Raw genomic sequence first — 15,001 nt, 5'->3', positions numbered from 1 at the left:
CACTGTGCTCCCCGATGATCTCAGGGGCATCATCCACATCAGTGTAAGGGGGTCATTTTTGGACGCCGATCACCCCGATACGGGGTCAAAATTGCACGCCTGTTCACACAACATCGAGAGCTTCTGAAGACTGCAGACCTGGCAGATGAGCGCAAGGTTAAGCAATTTGATCGTTTCAAGAACCTAAAGATTGATAGATCTCGCGCTTCACCAATTGCGACTGGCGGCTTCGTCGCAGTAGCTAGCGAGCTGGATGCAGAATTGCTTCTCGTTTGCGCGCCTTCTCTTAATGAGGTGGAGGGAGTGGCGTTCGCAGATTTTATTTTTGAAAAGTTAGAAATGCCGTCTGTGGAGTTTGATGAGGCCACATTACTGGTTGTCGCCAAGGAACTACCGGGACTTCTCAAGCTGAATAGTAAGCACCGAAATACTCTGGACGCGCTGAACATTCTCGACGTCATAGATGACGACTATAAGGGGCACGATCTTTCGGAGTTGGCTAACGTGTTCCAGCCGGTATGGGTGTTCGAGATCGCGCCCGATCACTTTCTGCATACTAAGGACATTTCGGAAATAATACTGAAGGTCGCAGCAGCGAGCCCTCAGCTCCGGTCTCCTATACTTACTGAGGAGGTAGCGCAGGCAATTATAGACCTCGACGGAAAGGTGGGCTGTAGCAGCTTCAACTTAGAGCAAGCAATTAATGCCGCACAGTGGAGGCACGCTTTTCTGGATATTTACAGATGTTTGGAAAGCATCTTCTACTTTCCGTGGATTTACAAAATTAGGGAGGTGGCAAAACCCGGAGCTAGATTTCTAGAGTTGCGCGACCGCTTCCGAGAAGACTTGAGATGGTCAGCAAAGGAAAAAGAGTCAATAGCGGAACTATTCCTTCTAGTGAGCAATGATAGGATGAAGGAAATCGAGGCTTCTTCAAATTTTTTCAAGGAAATATATAACGACGCATCCGCAAAACGAGATGCCTTCGGTCGGCGTGTGTATTTCGCTCGAAATTCTTTAGTTCATCATGAAGATCGCGAGCAGCCTGGCACGGACATGCCGAGTAGTGACGACTATCAAACTCTCACGTTATATGTCTGTGAGTTCTTGAAAGCTTTTGACGCGATGTTTGGTAGACTATGTAGGTAATGATTGGACCAGAGCAACGCGTTCGTCTTTAGATGGGGGGATTTTGACTTCAGCTTTGCTTATGGCTATTCGAAGTCCGCTTCCTCTGCATCTTGATCATTCAAGCGCTGAGCGGCAAACGGCAGCTTTCCGCCCGTCAGAGTCAATCATGGCGGTGCCGGCCGTGAAGGCCTGGCGGAGTGTCGGCTTCCGCGGTGGGTTCGGGGCGCGTTTGCGCCCACGGCGAACCTCAGCATTCCGGCCGGTCTTCAGTGTCGGTCGAGACGCGGGGAGACGCGGCGATTTGGCTCCTGGAGTGTCACCTACCGTTTTATCGATACACTAAGCCGTTGTTAGGCACCCTCTATCTCGGAGTAGTGGCTCCCCAATCCTCTAGAACCTGCGCAATGATCAAGACGTCCGAGGGTGTTATATCGTGGATGGCAACATAGGGTCCACGGAGATCGGATGACGGATTTATACGGACCTGTAGGGCCTTCGAAATCTTGCGGAGAGCCAAGTTTGGACCGTGCAGCGTCAAGTTCGAAGGCATGTTCCCGCCAACGCCCTGGCGCAATTCGGGCACCGCGGGCATCAATGCAGCACCGGTCTCTGCGCCAGTAGTTCAGCGTTCTCTAACATGCGGCTGACAGTCCGTAAGCTCGGCTGGCGACCGCGCGAAACCGTCAGTTGGATAGCGTCTGACACAGCATCGATTGCCACTCGCGACAGGCCCCGCTTCCCGCCCTGTGTTTCGACAAAGCCCCGCAACTGCCATGTTGTCAGCTCTGGCAGATCGAGCACGACGCAGCGACTGAGCAATGGTGCAGGCAATCCCTGGCGCCTATTGGCCGTCATGACCCAGTTGACCCAAGACATGTCAAACCGGACTTGAAAGTAGGGACACTCCCAGGTTGCGGCCGTCATTCGCTCCAGGAGTGGCAGCAACGCATCGGTCAGAGTATGGCGCGATCCCTGAGCTGACTGAACATTTCCGGCCTTATCCAGTTCATCAATGATCACGATTGGCCCGGCGTGCCGTTCACGCAGAGCAGTCTGCATCAGCTTTCCCGGGTTCGCGGTGCTCCAGCCACGTTGCGACCCGACCAGGGAGAACGCCGCAGGCTCTCCGGTGGCATCGATGGATGCGGTAGGTACGTCGAGATGATGCGCGAGACGTCGTGCCCAGAAGCTCTTGCCAATACCGGGCGGCCCGACCAATACGAGCGGGTGAAACCTCAGGCCCGGCAAACCATCGCGGGCAGACGCCTTCAGACCGTTCCAGACGACTTCCGTCGCGGGAGCCATCCATGGCATCTCTTCGTGGAGTGCCGCCGCAATTTCGTCCGCTTCATGTTCGGTCATGATCCGTGCGACGGGCAATCCGTCTCGCAGCGGGGTAAGCATCACCTCATCACGTTGCGGCAGATGCCCCGCTCCGCTCTGACTGCGCAAACGCTCGCGATACCGCACGGCGCGACGCTTGATCTTTGCGGTGTCGGCGGCAGTGATCAAGGCACGAAAGTTCTCGGCGTTCAGCCCTTCTGATTTGCGGTGATTCAGCTCCATACGGATTTCGCGCAGCTTCTGTGTAAACCGGTTCTGGAGTTCAGACCGAAGCGGGATGTCGTCGAGCGGCCGAGCTGCGCAGAAGGGGATCTTGGTTGTGGCACCGGTCATGGTGGAGTCCTTTCAAGACGCAGCGCTGGTGCTGCGGCAGTGCTTTCGGCCTGGTCAGGCCTGAAAGACGTGAGTTGAAAGGTTCCGGAACCATGGGAGCATACAGTGAACAAACATCGATCAAGATCAAGCAGTCCATGGGTGCGAACCATCTCCAGGCCGCACCCAATCAACCAAGCTAAAGACGGAACGCAAGCTGTTGATTAACAAGGAAATCTCCACAAACAGCGCGTCCGCTGGACATTTGATCTGCGTCGAGAGGTCAAAAAACAGCGCGAATGGACATTATTTCATGTGTCCGACAAAAGCAACTGGACTAAGCCTATTAACCACTACACTTGCTGTGCCCACAGCTCGCGCAGGTCATGCAGCCTTCCACCATCCGCATGTCGAACTGGCCGCAGGACGGGCAGGCCTTGCCGCGGCCGCCGCTCTCCAGGCCCACGACCTTGGCGGTCGGGTCGGCCTTGAGGCCCATGCCCTCGCCCTCGAGGAACCCGGTGGCGATCATGTGGCGCTCGATCACCCCGCCGATGGCAGCCAGGATCGACGGGATGTACTTGCCCTGCACCCAGGCGCCGCCGCGCGGATCGAAGACCGCCTTGAGCTCTTCCACCACAAAGGACACGTCCCCCCCGCGCCGGAACACCGCCGAGATCATCCGGGTCAGCGCCACGGTCCAGGCGAAATGCTCCATGTTCTTTGAGTTGACGAACACCTCGAAGGGCCGCCGATGACCGTTGATGATGATGTCGTTGATCGTCAGATAGATGGCATGCTCGCTGTCGGGCCATTTCAGCTTGTAGGTGGAACCTTCCAGCTCCTGCGGCCGGTCCAGCGGTTCGGACATGTAGACCACCTCCGCGTCCGTGCTGCCGGCGTCGCGCACCTGCTCAGGGGCCTCTGACGGCGTGCTGTCAGAGCTCTCCGAGACCGACAGCACCGACCCGGTGACATCGTTCGGCCGATAGGTGGTGCAGCCCTTGCAGCCGGTCTCGTAGGCCTGCATGTAGACGTCCTTGAAGGCCTCGAAGGAGATGTCCTCGGGGCAGTTGATCGTCTTGGAAATCGACGAATCCACCCATTTCTGCGCCGCGGCCTGCATCTTCACATGCTCGGCCGGATCGAGCGTCTGGGCGTTGACGAAATAATCGGGCAGCTCGACATCGCCCTTCATCTCGCGCCACATCTGCACGGCGTAATCGACAACCTCTTCCTCGGTCCGCGTGCCATCCTTCTGCAGCACCTTGCGGGTGTAGCGATAGGCAAAGACCGGCTCGATGCCCGACGAGACGTTGCCGGCATAAAGCGAGATCGTCCCGGTCGGCGCGATCGAGGTCAGCAGCGCATTGCGGATGCCATGTTCGGCAATCGCCGTGCGCACGTCGTCATCCATCGCGCGCATGGTGCCGCTGGCCAGGTATTTCTCGGCATCGAACAGCGGAAAGGCGCCCTTCTCCTTTGCCAGCTCCACCGAGGCCAGATACGCCGCCCGCGCGATCCGCTTCAGCCAGCGTTCGGTCTGCGCCGCGGCCTCGTCAGAGCCATAGCGCAGCCCCTTCATCAACAGCGCATCCGCCAGACCGGTCACCCCGAGGCCGATCCGCCGCTTGGCCGCGGCCTCCTGCGCCTGGGCCTCGAGCGGGAATTTCGACACGTCGACCACGTTGTCCATCATCCGCACCGCGGTGGCGACCAGCGTGTCCAGCGCCTCTTCGTCGATGTGGGCGGCGTCCGAGAACGGGTCGGTCACCAACCGCGCCAGGTTGATCGAGCCCAGCAGGCAGGCGCCATAAGGCGGCAGCGGCTGCTCGCCACAGGGGTTGGTGGCGGCGATCTGCTCGACATAGCTCAGGTTGTTGGCGGCATTGATCCGGTCGATGAAGATCACGCCGGGCTCGGCATACTCGTAGGTCGCCTTCATGATCCGGTTCCACAGGTCGCGCGCCTGCACGGTGTGATAGATCTTGCCGTCGAATTGCAGGTCCCACGACCCGTCGGACTTGACCGCATCCATGAAGGGATCGGTCACCAGCACCGACATGTTGAACATCCGCAGCCGCGCGGCATCCTGCTTGGCGGCAATGAATTCCTCGATATCCGGGTGGTCACAGCGCATGGTGGCCATCATCGCCCCGCGGCGCGAGCCTGCCGACATGATGGTGCGGCACATGGCGTCCCAGACGTCCATGAAGGACAGGGGCCCCGACGCATCCGCCGCCACGCCGGTCACCCCAGCGCCCTTGGGCCGGATGGTCGAAAAGTCATAGCCGATGCCGCCGCCCTGCTGCATGGTCAGCGCGGCTTCCTTCAGCATGTCGAAGATGCCGCCCATGCTGTCGGGGATGGTGCCCATGACGAAACAGTTGAACAGCGTCACCGCGCGGGCGGTGCCGGCGCCGGCGGTGATCCGCCCGGCGGGAAGGTACTTGAAATCCTCCAGCGCCGCGTAGAACCGCTCTTCCCAGACCTCCGGCTCGGCCTCGGCGCGGGCGATGTCGCGGGCAATGCGACGCCAGGTGTCCTCGACCGAGAGATCGACCGGCGTGCCGTCCGCCTCTTTAAAACGGTATTTCATATCCCAGATCTGTTCGGCGATCGGGGCGGCAAAGCGGGTCATGGGGCGATTCCCTTATTTTCAGAAGGTGTCCAAGATACCGATAACTAGAGTCCTGCACAACAACTTGAAGCCGCCAGTGGCAAGCCTACAATAGATGGACCGCAGGGGGCGGGATTCGCATGACAGACCATATCAACCTGATCAAACTCTGCGTCGGCACCGAAACGCCGGACGATCTGGCCCGGTTTCAGACCCAGCGGCGCAAGCAATTGCCCGACACCCTACCGCGCCATGTCACCCGCATGTGGCCGAAACGCGCCGAGGAACTGGTCAACGGCGGCTCGCTCTACTGGGTGTTCAAGGGCGTCTGCCTTGCCCGCCAGCGGGTGATCCGCCTCGACGAGGTCACCGGCCAGGATGGCATCGTCCGCTGCGGCATCGTGCTCGACCCCGAGATCATCCGCACCAACCCGATGCCCCGCCGCGCCTTCCAGGGCTGGCGCTACCTCACCCCCGCCGACGCCCCCGCCGACCTGTCGAAACGCGCCCAGTCCGAAGACCCCCTCCCCGCCAGCCTCAATGCCGCCCTGGCGGAAATCGGCGTGCTCTGACCCACCCTTCTTCTCTTTCCAAATACCGCCGGGGGCATGGGGGCGGAGCCCCCAATCAAAGTTGGAAACTACGTGCACCGCCGCCAGTCGAAGCCGGGGGTTTGGGGGCCTCGCCCCCAAGGCCTGCGTGGCCCGAACGCAGACCAACCTGCGCGGCCATGCCGCTCCGTCAGATCAGGCGTACTACCGCCCCAGGCCCAGCGTCTCGCGCAGCCCGGCAAGCGCCTTGCGGTCTGCGGGCTCCAATGCCGCGCTGCGGGCGCGGAACAGGGTGGCCTGGGATTTCAGCACCATCCCGTCGCAGAGGATCTTCAGGTGGTTGGCCCGCAGGGTCTCGCCGGTCGAGGTGATGTCGGCAATCGCCTCGGCGGTGAGGTTCTTGACCGTGCCCTCGGTCGCGCCCTGGCTGTCGACCAGCTGGTAATCCGCCACACCGGCCTCGCGCAGGAACTCGCGCACCAGCCGGTGGTACTTGGTGGCGATCCGCAGGCGAAAGCCGTGGCGGGCGCGGAAGGCAGCCGCCGCGGCGTCGAGATCGTCCAGCGTCTCGACATCGACCCAGCAGGCCGGCACCGCGATGATCAGGTCGGCATGGCCAAAGCCCAGCTCGGCCAGAGGTTCGACCTGCTGCTCCCAGATCGGCAGCTTGTCGCGCACCAGGTCGGTGCCGGTGACGCCGAGGTGTATCCGCCCCGCCGCCAGCTCGCGCGGGATCTCGCCCGCCGAGAGCAGCACCAGCTCGACCCCGTCAGCCCCCGAGACCGCGCCGGAATATTCGCGCTCCGAGCCGGTGCGCTCGAGCGTCACGCCGCGCGCGCCGAACCAGTCGAAGGTCTTTTCCATCAGCCGCCCCTTGGACGGCACACCCAGCTTGATCGTCATGGCCGGCCCTCGCGCAGCTGCAACACCAGTCCGGGGCGGATCACCCCGCCCACCGCCGGGATCGAACGCCCGCCGCCCAGCGCCGCGGTCAGCGCGTCAAAGCGCCCGCCGGTGGCCACCGGCGGCAGGTCGGGCCGGGTCTCTGAGTAGAGCCCGAAGACGAAACCGTCGTAATATTCCATCGAGGTGCGGCCGTAGCTGCCCTCGAATTCCAGCGTGTCGATGTCGATGCCGCGCTTGGCCAGCGCCTCGCAGCGCGCCGCCACGCGGTCGACCGCGTGCTGCACCCAGGGCAGGTCGACGGCGATGTCGCGCAGCCGTTCGAGCGCATGCGGCAGGGTCTCGCGTACCGCCAGCAGCGCCTCGATCAGGTCGACCTGCGCCACCGAGAGCCGGGGCATCCCGGCATCCTCGCGCAGGGTGGCAATCCGGGCCTCGATCTCGGCGCGGCTGCGCATGCCGATCTGCGGCCCGGCCTTGGCCATCGGATCGGCCATCTGCAGCAGCTTCACCCGGCTCGGCGGCAGCGGCGTGCGGCCGGCAAAGCGTTCCAGCAGGGCGCGGAACCGCTTGGGCCGCCAGATGTGACGCAACAGCGCCGCCTTGCGTTTGTCAGAGGTCTCGAGCCCCATCACCGCCGCCTTGAGCAACCCGATATCGCCGGTGGCGGCGCGCAGCTTCAGGTCGCCCAGCGCGCCGGAGATGCGGGCAAAGACGTCCGCCTCGGTCTTGGCGGGCTCGGCGCGGTCAAACACCTCGTAGCCGACCTGCAGGTATTCGCTGTCACGCTCGGGGTTCTCTTCCTGGCGACGAAAGACCTCGCCGGCATAGGTGTAGCGCGCGGGCTCGGCGCCGCCGGCGCGCATCGCGTCCATGTGCATCTGCACCACCGGCACGGTGAAGTCAGGCCGCAGCATCTGCTCGCCGCGCACCGCATCCTGGGTGACATAGGCGCGGCCGCGAATATCCTCGCCATAGAGGTCGAGCAGGATCTCGGCCGGTTGCAGCACCGGCGTCTCGACCACCTGCGCGCCGGAGCGTTCGAAGCCCGCGCGCAGGCGCATCGCCTCGGCGATGATCTCCAATCGTTGCGGCATCAGGACTGCGCCTCGAGGATTTCGCGCACCTTGGCCACCAGCTCGGACCGCGGCACCTCGAACTGCGAGGGGCGTTCCTTCCACTCTTCGAGCGTGGCGTTCTCGGCGATCTGCGCGCCGAGGATCAGGTCCTTGATCTGGATGACGCCGCGCTCGGCCTCGTCACTGCCTTCGATCACCGCCACCGGCGACTGTCGCTTGTCGGCGTATTTGAGCTGGTTGCCGAAGTTCTTGGGGTTGCCGAGGTAGACCTCGGCACGGATGCCCGCCTGGCGCAGCTCGCCCACCATGGTCTGGTATTCCGGCATGCGGTCGCGGTCCATCACGGTCACCACCACCGGGCCGCGCTCGGCGGTCCGGACCCGGCCCTTCTCGCGCAGGGCGGCCAGCAGCCGGTCGACACCGATCGAGACGCCGGTCGCAGGCACGGCCTGCCCGGTGAAACGCTTGACCAGATCGTCATAGCGCCCGCCGCCGGCGACCGAACCGAACTGCCGCGGCCGGCCCTTTTCGTCGGTGATCTCGAAGGTCAGCTCGGCCTCGAACACCGGACCGGTGTAATAGCCGAGGCCGCGCACGACGGAGGGATCGATCTCGATCCGGTCGGGGCCATAGCCCTGCGCCGCCAGCAGGCCGGCGATCTGTTCCAGCTCGGCCACGCCTTCGGCGCCCACCGCGCTCTCGCCGATGGCGGCACGCAGGTTGGCCAGCGTCGCGTCGGCATCTGCGCCCTTGGAGGTCAGGAAGGCAATCACCGGCTCGGCCTGCTCCTCGGCCAGACCGACCCCGTCGATATAGGCGCCAGAGGCATCGAGCCGGCCCTTGCCGAGCAACTCGCGCACGCCGGCCTCGCCCACCTTGTCGAACTTGTCGATGGTGCGCAAAACGGCGGCCTGCTGGCCTTCGTCGGCCACGCCCATCGCCTCGAGCACGCCGTTCAGAACCTTGCGATTGTTCACCCGCACCACGTAGTCACCGCGGGCAATCCCCACCGCTTCCAGCGTGTCAGACAGCATCGCGCAGATCTCGGCATCCGCCGCCACCGAGGGCGCGCCCACTGTATCGGCGTCACATTGGTAGAACTGGCGGAACCGGCCGGGGCCGGGCTTTTCGTTGCGCCAGACCGGGCCCATGGCATAGCGGCGATAGGGCGTCGGCAGGTCGTTGCGGTATTGCGCATAGACCCGCGCCAGCGGCGCGGTCAGGTCGTAGCGCAGCGCCACCCAGGCCTCGTCGTCCTCCTGCCAGGCAAAGACGCCTTCGTTCGGGCGGTCGACATCGGGCAGGAACTTGCCCAGCGCCTCGACGGTTTCCACCGCCGATGACTCCAGCGCATCGAACCCGTAGCGATGATACACCCCGGCAATGGTCTGGAGCATCTCGGCCCGCTCGGTGACCTCATGCCCGAAGTAATCGCGAAATCCCTTGGGGGTGATCGCCTTGGGGCGGGGCTGTTTCTTCTGCTTGGCCATGACAGGCTCCGGGTTCTCTCTTCGCGCGACCGTGTAGCCGGAAGCCCGCCAAGGGGCAAGCGCAACCCCCTTTCGATTGCGCGCGACATCGCCCGGCTTTGCGCTATAACGCGGGCCATGACCGATCCCCTGCTCAGCGTCGAAGAACGCCTCGCCCACCTGATCCGCATGATGGATGACATGTCAGACGTGATCGCCCGTCAGGATACCGAGATCTCGCGCCTGCGCCAGCAGGTCGACCTGTTGATGCATCGCGAAGCCGAACGCCAGTCGGAACAACCCGGTGGCGTGGTGCTGGGCGACGAGCGCCCGCCGCATTACTGAGCCTCAGCCGCCGCTCTTGACGTCGGTCTCGATCACGTCGCCATCATGCAGCAACATCTCGAGCCAGGTGGCATTGTCGCCGTAGGTCTCGTAGGCGCTGACAAAGACCGTGTCCTTTTCGAGCTTGCTGACCTTGTCGCCGCAGGGCTTGCCCTGCGCCACCCGGCAGATCCGCGCCTTGATCTTCTCATAAGCGGTATCGACGGCGGAATAAGGATGCACCTCGGCCGGCAGACCGTAGCGCAGCAGTTCGTGCATCTCGGGCGCGCCAAAGACGGCGACGGCGGCGGTGAAGGTCCGGGCGCAGCCATCGTCGAAACCGGTGATGTAGAAGGGATGCGGCGTGGTCCGGCCCGGTTCGCTGTCATACAGCCGATAGGCCGCGCGCCGTTCCGGGAAGGCCGCGATCTCGGCGCCGCGCTTGGCGTTGGGCAGGTCGCAGACCGGCTTGACCAGACCGAAGGACAAAAGCGTGCCCGCCGGGACCGAGGGCGGTGCCTCGCGGCTGCTGCCGCCACCTAGCATCCGGCTGAAGAGACCGGGCCGCGCAATGGGCTCGTCGGCGGACGAAGGCTCTGCCATCACCGCGACCGGCGGGTCCTGCGCCAGCTCGAGCTCTGACAGACGGCCGACGCCGGACAGCGGATCGCCGCAGCCCGCAAGCCAAACCAGCGCGGCGAATGCGACGAGCGCCTTGGGGGAGACAGCGTTTTTCATGCCTGCGGGCTTATCCCACCGGGCGCCCCGGCGTCCAGTCTCGGCAGGATTGCAACGGCCAAAACCCGCGCATGGCTTACGCATTCCCAACCCGCGGAAACTCTGGTAAGAATGGGGTAATAAAAAAAGTGTAGAGGCAGGACCGGGCATGAAAACGGGCTATTGTGGCACGTTTGTCATCTCATGGTCGCAAACAGAAATAGACGGCTTCGCCGCGGCATCGCTCTCTTCCCTGAGGGTCGGCGCAGGCTGGAGCTGGCGGGGCGACGCGGTCTGCGTCGACGGCCCCAATGATGTATTGCGACTTGACGGAGCAGACGGGGACGAGGCGCTGCGCAGACGTGCGGCGCGCAAGGTACAACGATTGGTGGGGACCGCGCTCAAGCGGCCCTGGCCGGCACAGCCCGTCGAGACGGCGACGCTGGCCAGCGACAGCAGCTTCATCGTCACAGACGGCATCAAGAGCTATGCGATCACGGTGATACCGGCCGGGCGCGAGCGCCTGTTGATGTTTTTGGGCGAGATGCCCCCACGCGACCAGCCGCTCTGGGTGGTCAACCTCGACGTGGCGCAGCACCTGCGCGCCGAAGCTGATGATCCCGGCGTGATCTGCTTTACCCCCGACACGCTGATCGACACGCCGGACGGCCCGCGCCCCGTGCAGCACCTGCGCGAGGGCGACAAGGTGCTGACCCGCGACAACGGCCCGCAAGAGGTGCTCTGGACCGGGGCCCGCCGGATGTCAGGCGCGCGGCTCCATGCCATGCCGGAACTGCGGCCGGTGCGAATCTTTGCCGGCGCCTTCGGCACCGACCGCCCCGAGACCAGCTTTCTGGTGTCGCCGCAGCACCGTCTGCTGCTGCGCGGCGCCGAGATCGAGGCGCTGTTCAACTCGCCAGAAGTGCTGGTAGCCGCCCGCGATCTGACCGGCACCAGCTGCGCCCAGACCGATTACGCCGTGCGCGAGGTGACCTATGTGCACCTGCTGCTGCCCCGGCACGAGATCCTCTGGGCCAACGGGCTGGAGACCGAGAGCTTCCACCCCGCCAGCGCCCAGCTCTCGACGCTGGATGCCGGTGACCGGGCGCGGCTGATCGCCGGCCTGCCCGAGGTAGAATACGATCCGCTGGCCTATGGCGCCTACGCCCGGCGCAACCTGACCACCAGCGAAAGCGCCCTGCTGCGCCACCGCGCGGCCTGAGAAACGCAAACGGGGACCGGCCTTGGCCGATCCCCTGACAGGCTCACTTCAGAGCGAGGCTCAGGTGCTGCGGCTGTCGAGCAGACGCCGCGCGATCACCTGCGCCTGAATTTCCGCCGCGCCTTCAAAGATGTTGAGGATCCGCGCATCGCAGAGAATGCGCGAGATGGTGTATTCCAGCGCAAAGCCGTTGCCTCCGTGGATCTGCAGACCATTGTCCGCCGCGGCCCAGGCCACGCGGGCGCCCAGCAACTTGGCCATCCCGGCCTCGAGGTCGCAGCGCCGCCCCTCGTCCTTCTCCCGCGCCGAGAAATAGGTCAGCTGGCGCGCCACCATGATCTCGACCGCCATCATCGCCAGCTTGCCGGCCACGCGGGGGAAGTTGATCAGCGATTTGCCGAACTGCTTGCGGTCGAGCGCATATTGCATCGACACGTCGAGCGCCGATTGCGCCACGCCGATGGCCCGCGCGGCGGTCTGGATGCGGGCAGACTCGAAGGTCTCCATCAGCTGCTTGAAGCCCTTGCCCTCTTCCCCGCCAAGCAGGTTCTCGCCCTTGACGTGGAAGTTGTCGAAGCCGAGCTCGTATTCCTTCATGCCGCGGTAGCCCAGCACCTCGATCTCGCCGCCGGTCATACCTTCGGTCGGGAAAGGGTTGGCATCATCGCCCGGCGTCTTCTCCGCCAGGAACATGCTCAGACCCTTGTAATCGCTGGTCTCCGGATCGGTCCGCGCCAGCAGGGTCATCACATGGGTGCGCGCCGCATGGGTGATCCAGGTCTTGTTGCCGGTCACCTTGTAGTCGCCGATTTCGTCCTTGACCGCGCGGGTGCGCAGCGAGCCAAGATCAGAGCCGGTGTTGGGTTCGGTAAACACCGCCGTCGGCAGTTTCTCTCCCGAAGCCAGCGCCGGCAGCCACTTTTCCTTCTGTTCCTGCGTGCCGCCAGCGAGGATCAGCTCGGCAGCAATCTCGGAGCGGGTGCCCAGAGAGCCGACGCCGATGTAGCCGCGCGACAGTTCTTCCGAGACGACACACATCGAGGCCTTGGACAGGCCGAAGCCGCCAAATTCCTCCGGGATGGTCAGGCCGAAAACGCCCATCTCGGCCAGTTCCTCGATGATCTCCATCGGGATCAGCTGGTCCTTGAGGTGCCAGTCATGCGCAAAGGGTTCGACCTTCTCGACCGCGTAGCGGCGGAACTGGTCGCGGATCATCTCGAGCTCTTCATCCAGCCCAGAGGCGCCGAACATCGTCGCGCCGTGCTGCGCCTGCATGAGCTCGACCAGCCGCATCCGCGCAGCCGTGGTATTGGCGTGGGTCAGCAGGGTCTTGATCTCGGGGGTGTCGAGCACCGCCAGTTCGGAGGGCTCGACGCCGAAATCGCGCGGCCGCACGATCTCGCCCTGGTTCATCGGGATGCCGCCGCGGATCTGCGCCAGGTATTCACCAAAGGCGATCTGGTGGATCATCGCCTCGAGCGAACCGAACTTGCCTTGGGCGGTCATCCGTTCGGCCCAGCCCTGCATCTGCCGCAGCGATTCCAGGTAGGTCGCCAGCCAGGCCAGGCCATGCGCCGCATCCTGGTTGGCCTCGACCAGCTTGGCCGAAATCCGGCCGTCCACCACCACCAGGTCACGCAGATGGGCGCGGGATTTGTCGAAGATCACCTCGACCGGGGCAATCGCCGCGCCGGTGAGGTCTAGAAGATCGGGCAGTTCCACACTGGCCTCCACGGTCACGTCCTGTCCGTCATGCGGCATGAATCGTCATCCTTCTGCTATCCTGCACGTGCATAATACCTTCGCAGTTGCAGCGCAACAAAAATACGTTTGAGCGCCACCAGTGTTCCGAAAATTACGTGTTCGCTTTTCAAATGCGCTGCCGGATCGGGCATGCTAGGGCGCGGGCATGGATATGTCGCCTTCGGATTTCTCGTTCCTGATCCTCGCCGCCAGCGGCTTGGTCGCGCTCTTTGCCGGGGTGATCAAGGGCATGGTGGGTTTTGCCATGCCGATGATCATGATCTCGCTGCTGGGCATCTTCCTGCCGCCCGACGTGGCACTGGCCGGGCTGATCCTGCCCACCCTCCTGACCAACGGGGCGCAAGCCCTGCGCGACGGGCCGGGCCCGGCCTGGGCCTCGGTCAAGCAGTTCCGGGTCTACCTGATCGCCGGGGCGGTGATGCTGGTGGCCTCGGCGCAGCTTTACGCCTTTCTGCCGGTCTGGATGCTGTTTCTCGCCATCGGCGTGCCGATGGTGCTGTTCAGCTTGGTACAACTTTTGGGACTGCGGCTGCGGCTGAGCCGGCAGACCGTCGGCGTCGAGGTTGCCCTGGGCAGTGTTTCGGGTTTCATCGGCGGGCTGTCGGGGGTCTGGGGACCGCCGCTGGTGGCCTATCTGACCGCGCTGCATTGCGAAAAGCGCCTGCAGATGCGCACCCAGGGCATGGCTTTCGGCCTCGGCGCGGTGCTTTTGTTGGTGGCGCATGCCGGCAGCGGCGTGATCCGCAGCGAAACGCTGCTGTTTTCGGCCTATCTCTGCGTGCCGGCGCTGGTCGGCATGTGGCTGGGCAGCCTGGTGTCCGACCGGATCGAGCAGGAGGTTTTTCGCCGCGCCACATTGGCGGTGTTGCTGGTCGCCGGGCTGAACCTGGTACGGCGGGCCTATTTCGCGTGACGCCTCCCGGACCTGATCCGGGACCTCACCACCAACACTCAGCGCAACGCGAGTCGCGCATTGCCGGGCCGCGGCGCGGCGATCCCCGTCAGGTTCAGCAGCGCTTTATCCCAGCCAAATCCGAAGAAGTTCCGACCGGCGCGCCTCGGGCAGACCAATCGCCGCGCCGGCGGGCGGCCCGGCGATGCGCGGCGGCCTTTGGCCGCTGTTAACGCGCTTGGGACATAGGCCATTGATGGTGTGGATACCTCACCCCGAAACGGCATCGCAATGTGCCAAAGTGGTGATGTCGAAAACACCTGATCGGAGGAGGTATCCATGGAAAAGGTTACAGTCATCGGCATTGATTTGGCAAAGTCGGTTTTCCAGTTGCACGGCGCTGCGGCCACCGGCACGCCGGTGTTCCGCAAGAAGCTATCGCGGGCTCAAGTCCTCAAATTTCTGGGCGAACTGCCGCCTTGTCTCGTGGCCATGGAGGCCTGCGCATCATCCCACTATTGGGGTCGGGAGATCATGACGCTCGGGCATGAGGTTCGTCTGATCCCGCCGATCTACGTGAAACCGTTCGTCAAGCGCCAGAAAAATGATGCCAATGACGCCGAGGCCATAGCCGAAGCGGTCGTACGCCCGACCATGCGGTTCGTGCCAGTCA

The 15,001-nt window shown here is 63.7% G+C and carries 14 protein-coding genes; 6 read left to right on the top strand and 8 right to left on the bottom strand.

The genetic code is table 11. The features are described from left to right. Positions 1-303 precede the first annotated feature (303 nt). Positions 304-1,149 (top strand): hypothetical protein, encoded by an 846-nt coding sequence (locus ACN0SE_RS19705; RefSeq protein WP_417526241.1) that lies wholly within the window; start codon positions 304-306, stop codon positions 1,147-1,149. Between the two features lie 573 nt (positions 1,150-1,722). Here the strand turns inward: ACN0SE_RS19705 and ACN0SE_RS19700 are convergent. Together ACN0SE_RS19700 and ACN0SE_RS19695 are read right to left on the bottom strand one after the other, a co-directional pair. Next, positions 1,723-2,808 (bottom strand): AAA family ATPase, encoded by a 1,086-nt coding sequence (locus tag ACN0SE_RS19700; protein ID WP_417526240.1) that lies wholly within the window; start codon positions 2,806-2,808, stop codon positions 1,723-1,725. A gap of 325 nt (positions 2,809-3,133) precedes the next feature. Then, on the bottom strand, positions 3,134-5,428 hold the full coding sequence (locus ACN0SE_RS19695; RefSeq protein ID WP_417526239.1) for an adenosylcobalamin-dependent ribonucleoside-diphosphate reductase: 2,295 nt from the start codon (positions 5,426-5,428) through the stop codon (positions 3,134-3,136). A gap of 119 nt (positions 5,429-5,547) precedes the next feature. Between ACN0SE_RS19695 and ACN0SE_RS19690 the strand changes: the two genes are divergently transcribed. Beyond that, positions 5,548-5,979, top strand: coding sequence for a DUF1489 family protein (locus ACN0SE_RS19690; protein WP_417526238.1), 432 nt, complete (start codon positions 5,548-5,550; stop codon positions 5,977-5,979). A 183-nt stretch (positions 5,980-6,162) separates the two neighbouring features. Here the strand turns inward: ACN0SE_RS19690 and hisG are convergent, their stop codons facing one another. The 3 genes from hisG to hisS are packed head-to-tail and all read right to left on the bottom strand — an operon-like array spanning position 6,163 to position 9,430. Then, positions 6,163-6,861 carry an ATP phosphoribosyltransferase gene (gene hisG, locus ACN0SE_RS19685; protein ID WP_417526237.1) on the bottom strand — a complete coding sequence of 233 codons (699 nt, stop codon included), beginning with the start codon at positions 6,859-6,861 and terminating at the stop codon, positions 6,163-6,165. Further along, the gene (locus tag ACN0SE_RS19680; RefSeq protein WP_417526236.1) at positions 6,858-7,958 is read right to left on the bottom strand and encodes an ATP phosphoribosyltransferase regulatory subunit; all 1,101 of its coding nucleotides are present in this window, start codon (positions 7,956-7,958) and stop codon (positions 6,858-6,860) included. Before ACN0SE_RS19680 ends, hisG begins: the two co-directional genes overlap by 4 nt. Then, positions 7,958-9,430: a histidine--tRNA ligase gene (gene hisS / locus ACN0SE_RS19675; protein WP_417526235.1), complete on the bottom strand. Its 1,473-nt coding sequence runs from the start codon at positions 9,428-9,430 to the stop codon at positions 7,958-7,960. The genes ACN0SE_RS19680 and hisS overlap by 1 nt, the downstream gene beginning before the upstream one ends. 117 nt (positions 9,431-9,547) lie before the next feature. On the opposite strand from hisS, the gene ACN0SE_RS19670 reads away from it, so the two are divergent. Beyond that, a complete protein-coding gene (locus ACN0SE_RS19670) occupies positions 9,548-9,754 on the top strand; it encodes a SlyX family protein (RefSeq protein ID WP_417526234.1) in 207 nt (68 codons plus the stop codon). A 3-nt stretch (positions 9,755-9,757) separates the two neighbouring features. Here the strand turns inward: ACN0SE_RS19670 and ACN0SE_RS19665 are convergent, their stop codons facing one another. After that, positions 9,758-10,471, bottom strand: a complete 714-nt coding sequence (locus ACN0SE_RS19665) for a hypothetical protein (RefSeq protein WP_417526233.1) — start codon at positions 10,469-10,471, stop codon at positions 9,758-9,760. 148 nt (positions 10,472-10,619) lie between these two features. Here ACN0SE_RS19665 and ACN0SE_RS19660 point away from each other — a divergent pair, with 148 nt between their 5' ends. After that, complete coding sequence (locus tag ACN0SE_RS19660; RefSeq protein WP_417526232.1) at positions 10,620-11,672, top strand: Hint domain-containing protein; 1,053 nt, start codon at positions 10,620-10,622, stop codon at positions 11,670-11,672. 60 nt (positions 11,673-11,732) lie between these two features. On the opposite strand, the gene ACN0SE_RS19655 is transcribed toward ACN0SE_RS19660, so the two are convergent. After that, positions 11,733-13,433 (bottom strand): acyl-CoA dehydrogenase family protein, encoded by a 1,701-nt coding sequence (locus ACN0SE_RS19655; protein WP_417526231.1) that lies wholly within the window; start codon positions 13,431-13,433, stop codon positions 11,733-11,735. Between the two features lie 148 nt (positions 13,434-13,581). On the opposite strand from ACN0SE_RS19655, the gene ACN0SE_RS19650 reads away from it, so the two are divergent. After that, positions 13,582-14,349 (top strand): sulfite exporter TauE/SafE family protein, encoded by a 768-nt coding sequence (locus tag ACN0SE_RS19650; protein WP_417526230.1) that lies wholly within the window; start codon positions 13,582-13,584, stop codon positions 14,347-14,349. A gap of 38 nt (positions 14,350-14,387) precedes the next feature. Here ACN0SE_RS19650 and ACN0SE_RS19645 read toward each other — a convergent pair whose 3' ends face one another. Continuing rightward, complete coding sequence (locus tag ACN0SE_RS19645) at positions 14,388-14,669, bottom strand: hypothetical protein (protein ID WP_417526229.1); 282 nt, start codon at positions 14,667-14,669, stop codon at positions 14,388-14,390. Here ACN0SE_RS19645 and ACN0SE_RS19640 point away from each other — a divergent pair. After that, on the top strand, positions 14,668-15,001 hold a 334-nt coding region (locus tag ACN0SE_RS19640), incomplete at its 3' end, for an IS110 family transposase (RefSeq protein ID WP_417526228.1). The genes ACN0SE_RS19645 and ACN0SE_RS19640 overlap by 2 nt on opposite strands.

The sequence above is a fragment of the Marinovum sp. genome, from assembly GCF_048263515.1.
In the GTDB taxonomy this organism is placed as follows: domain Bacteria; phylum Pseudomonadota; class Alphaproteobacteria; order Rhodobacterales; family Rhodobacteraceae; genus Marinovum.
This window is presented reverse-complemented; position numbering and strand designations above follow the sequence as displayed.

What these genes read in the sequence shown, in the direction of transcription:
- ACN0SE_RS19690 (WP_417526238.1), top strand. Translation starts at nt 5,548, where the DNA reads ATGACAGACCATATCAACCTGATCAAACTCTGCGTCGGCACCGAAACG.
- ACN0SE_RS19660 (WP_417526232.1), top strand. Translation starts at nt 10,620, where the DNA reads ATGAAAACGGGCTATTGTGGCACGTTTGTCATCTCATGGTCGCAAACA.
- ACN0SE_RS19700 (WP_417526240.1), bottom strand. Translation starts at nt 2,808, where the DNA reads ATGACCGGTGCCACAACCAAGATCCCCTTCTGCGCAGCTCGGCCGCTC.
- ACN0SE_RS19645 (WP_417526229.1), bottom strand. Translation starts at nt 14,669, where the DNA reads ATGGATACCTCCTCCGATCAGGTGTTTTCGACATCACCACTTTGGCAC.
- ACN0SE_RS19650 (WP_417526230.1), top strand. Translation starts at nt 13,582, where the DNA reads ATGGATATGTCGCCTTCGGATTTCTCGTTCCTGATCCTCGCCGCCAGC.
- hisG (WP_417526237.1), bottom strand. Translation starts at nt 6,861, where the DNA reads ATGACGATCAAGCTGGGTGTGCCGTCCAAGGGGCGGCTGATGGAAAAG.
- ACN0SE_RS19695 (WP_417526239.1), bottom strand. Translation starts at nt 5,428, where the DNA reads ATGACCCGCTTTGCCGCCCCGATCGCCGAACAGATCTGGGATATGAAA.
- ACN0SE_RS19665 (WP_417526233.1), bottom strand. Translation starts at nt 10,471, where the DNA reads ATGAAAAACGCTGTCTCCCCCAAGGCGCTCGTCGCATTCGCCGCGCTG.
- hisS (WP_417526235.1), bottom strand. Translation starts at nt 9,430, where the DNA reads ATGGCCAAGCAGAAGAAACAGCCCCGCCCCAAGGCGATCACCCCCAAG.
- ACN0SE_RS19670 (WP_417526234.1), top strand. Translation starts at nt 9,548, where the DNA reads ATGACCGATCCCCTGCTCAGCGTCGAAGAACGCCTCGCCCACCTGATC.
- ACN0SE_RS19680 (WP_417526236.1), bottom strand. Translation starts at nt 7,958, where the DNA reads ATGCCGCAACGATTGGAGATCATCGCCGAGGCGATGCGCCTGCGCGCG.
- ACN0SE_RS19655 (WP_417526231.1), bottom strand. Translation starts at nt 13,433, where the DNA reads ATGCCGCATGACGGACAGGACGTGACCGTGGAGGCCAGTGTGGAACTG.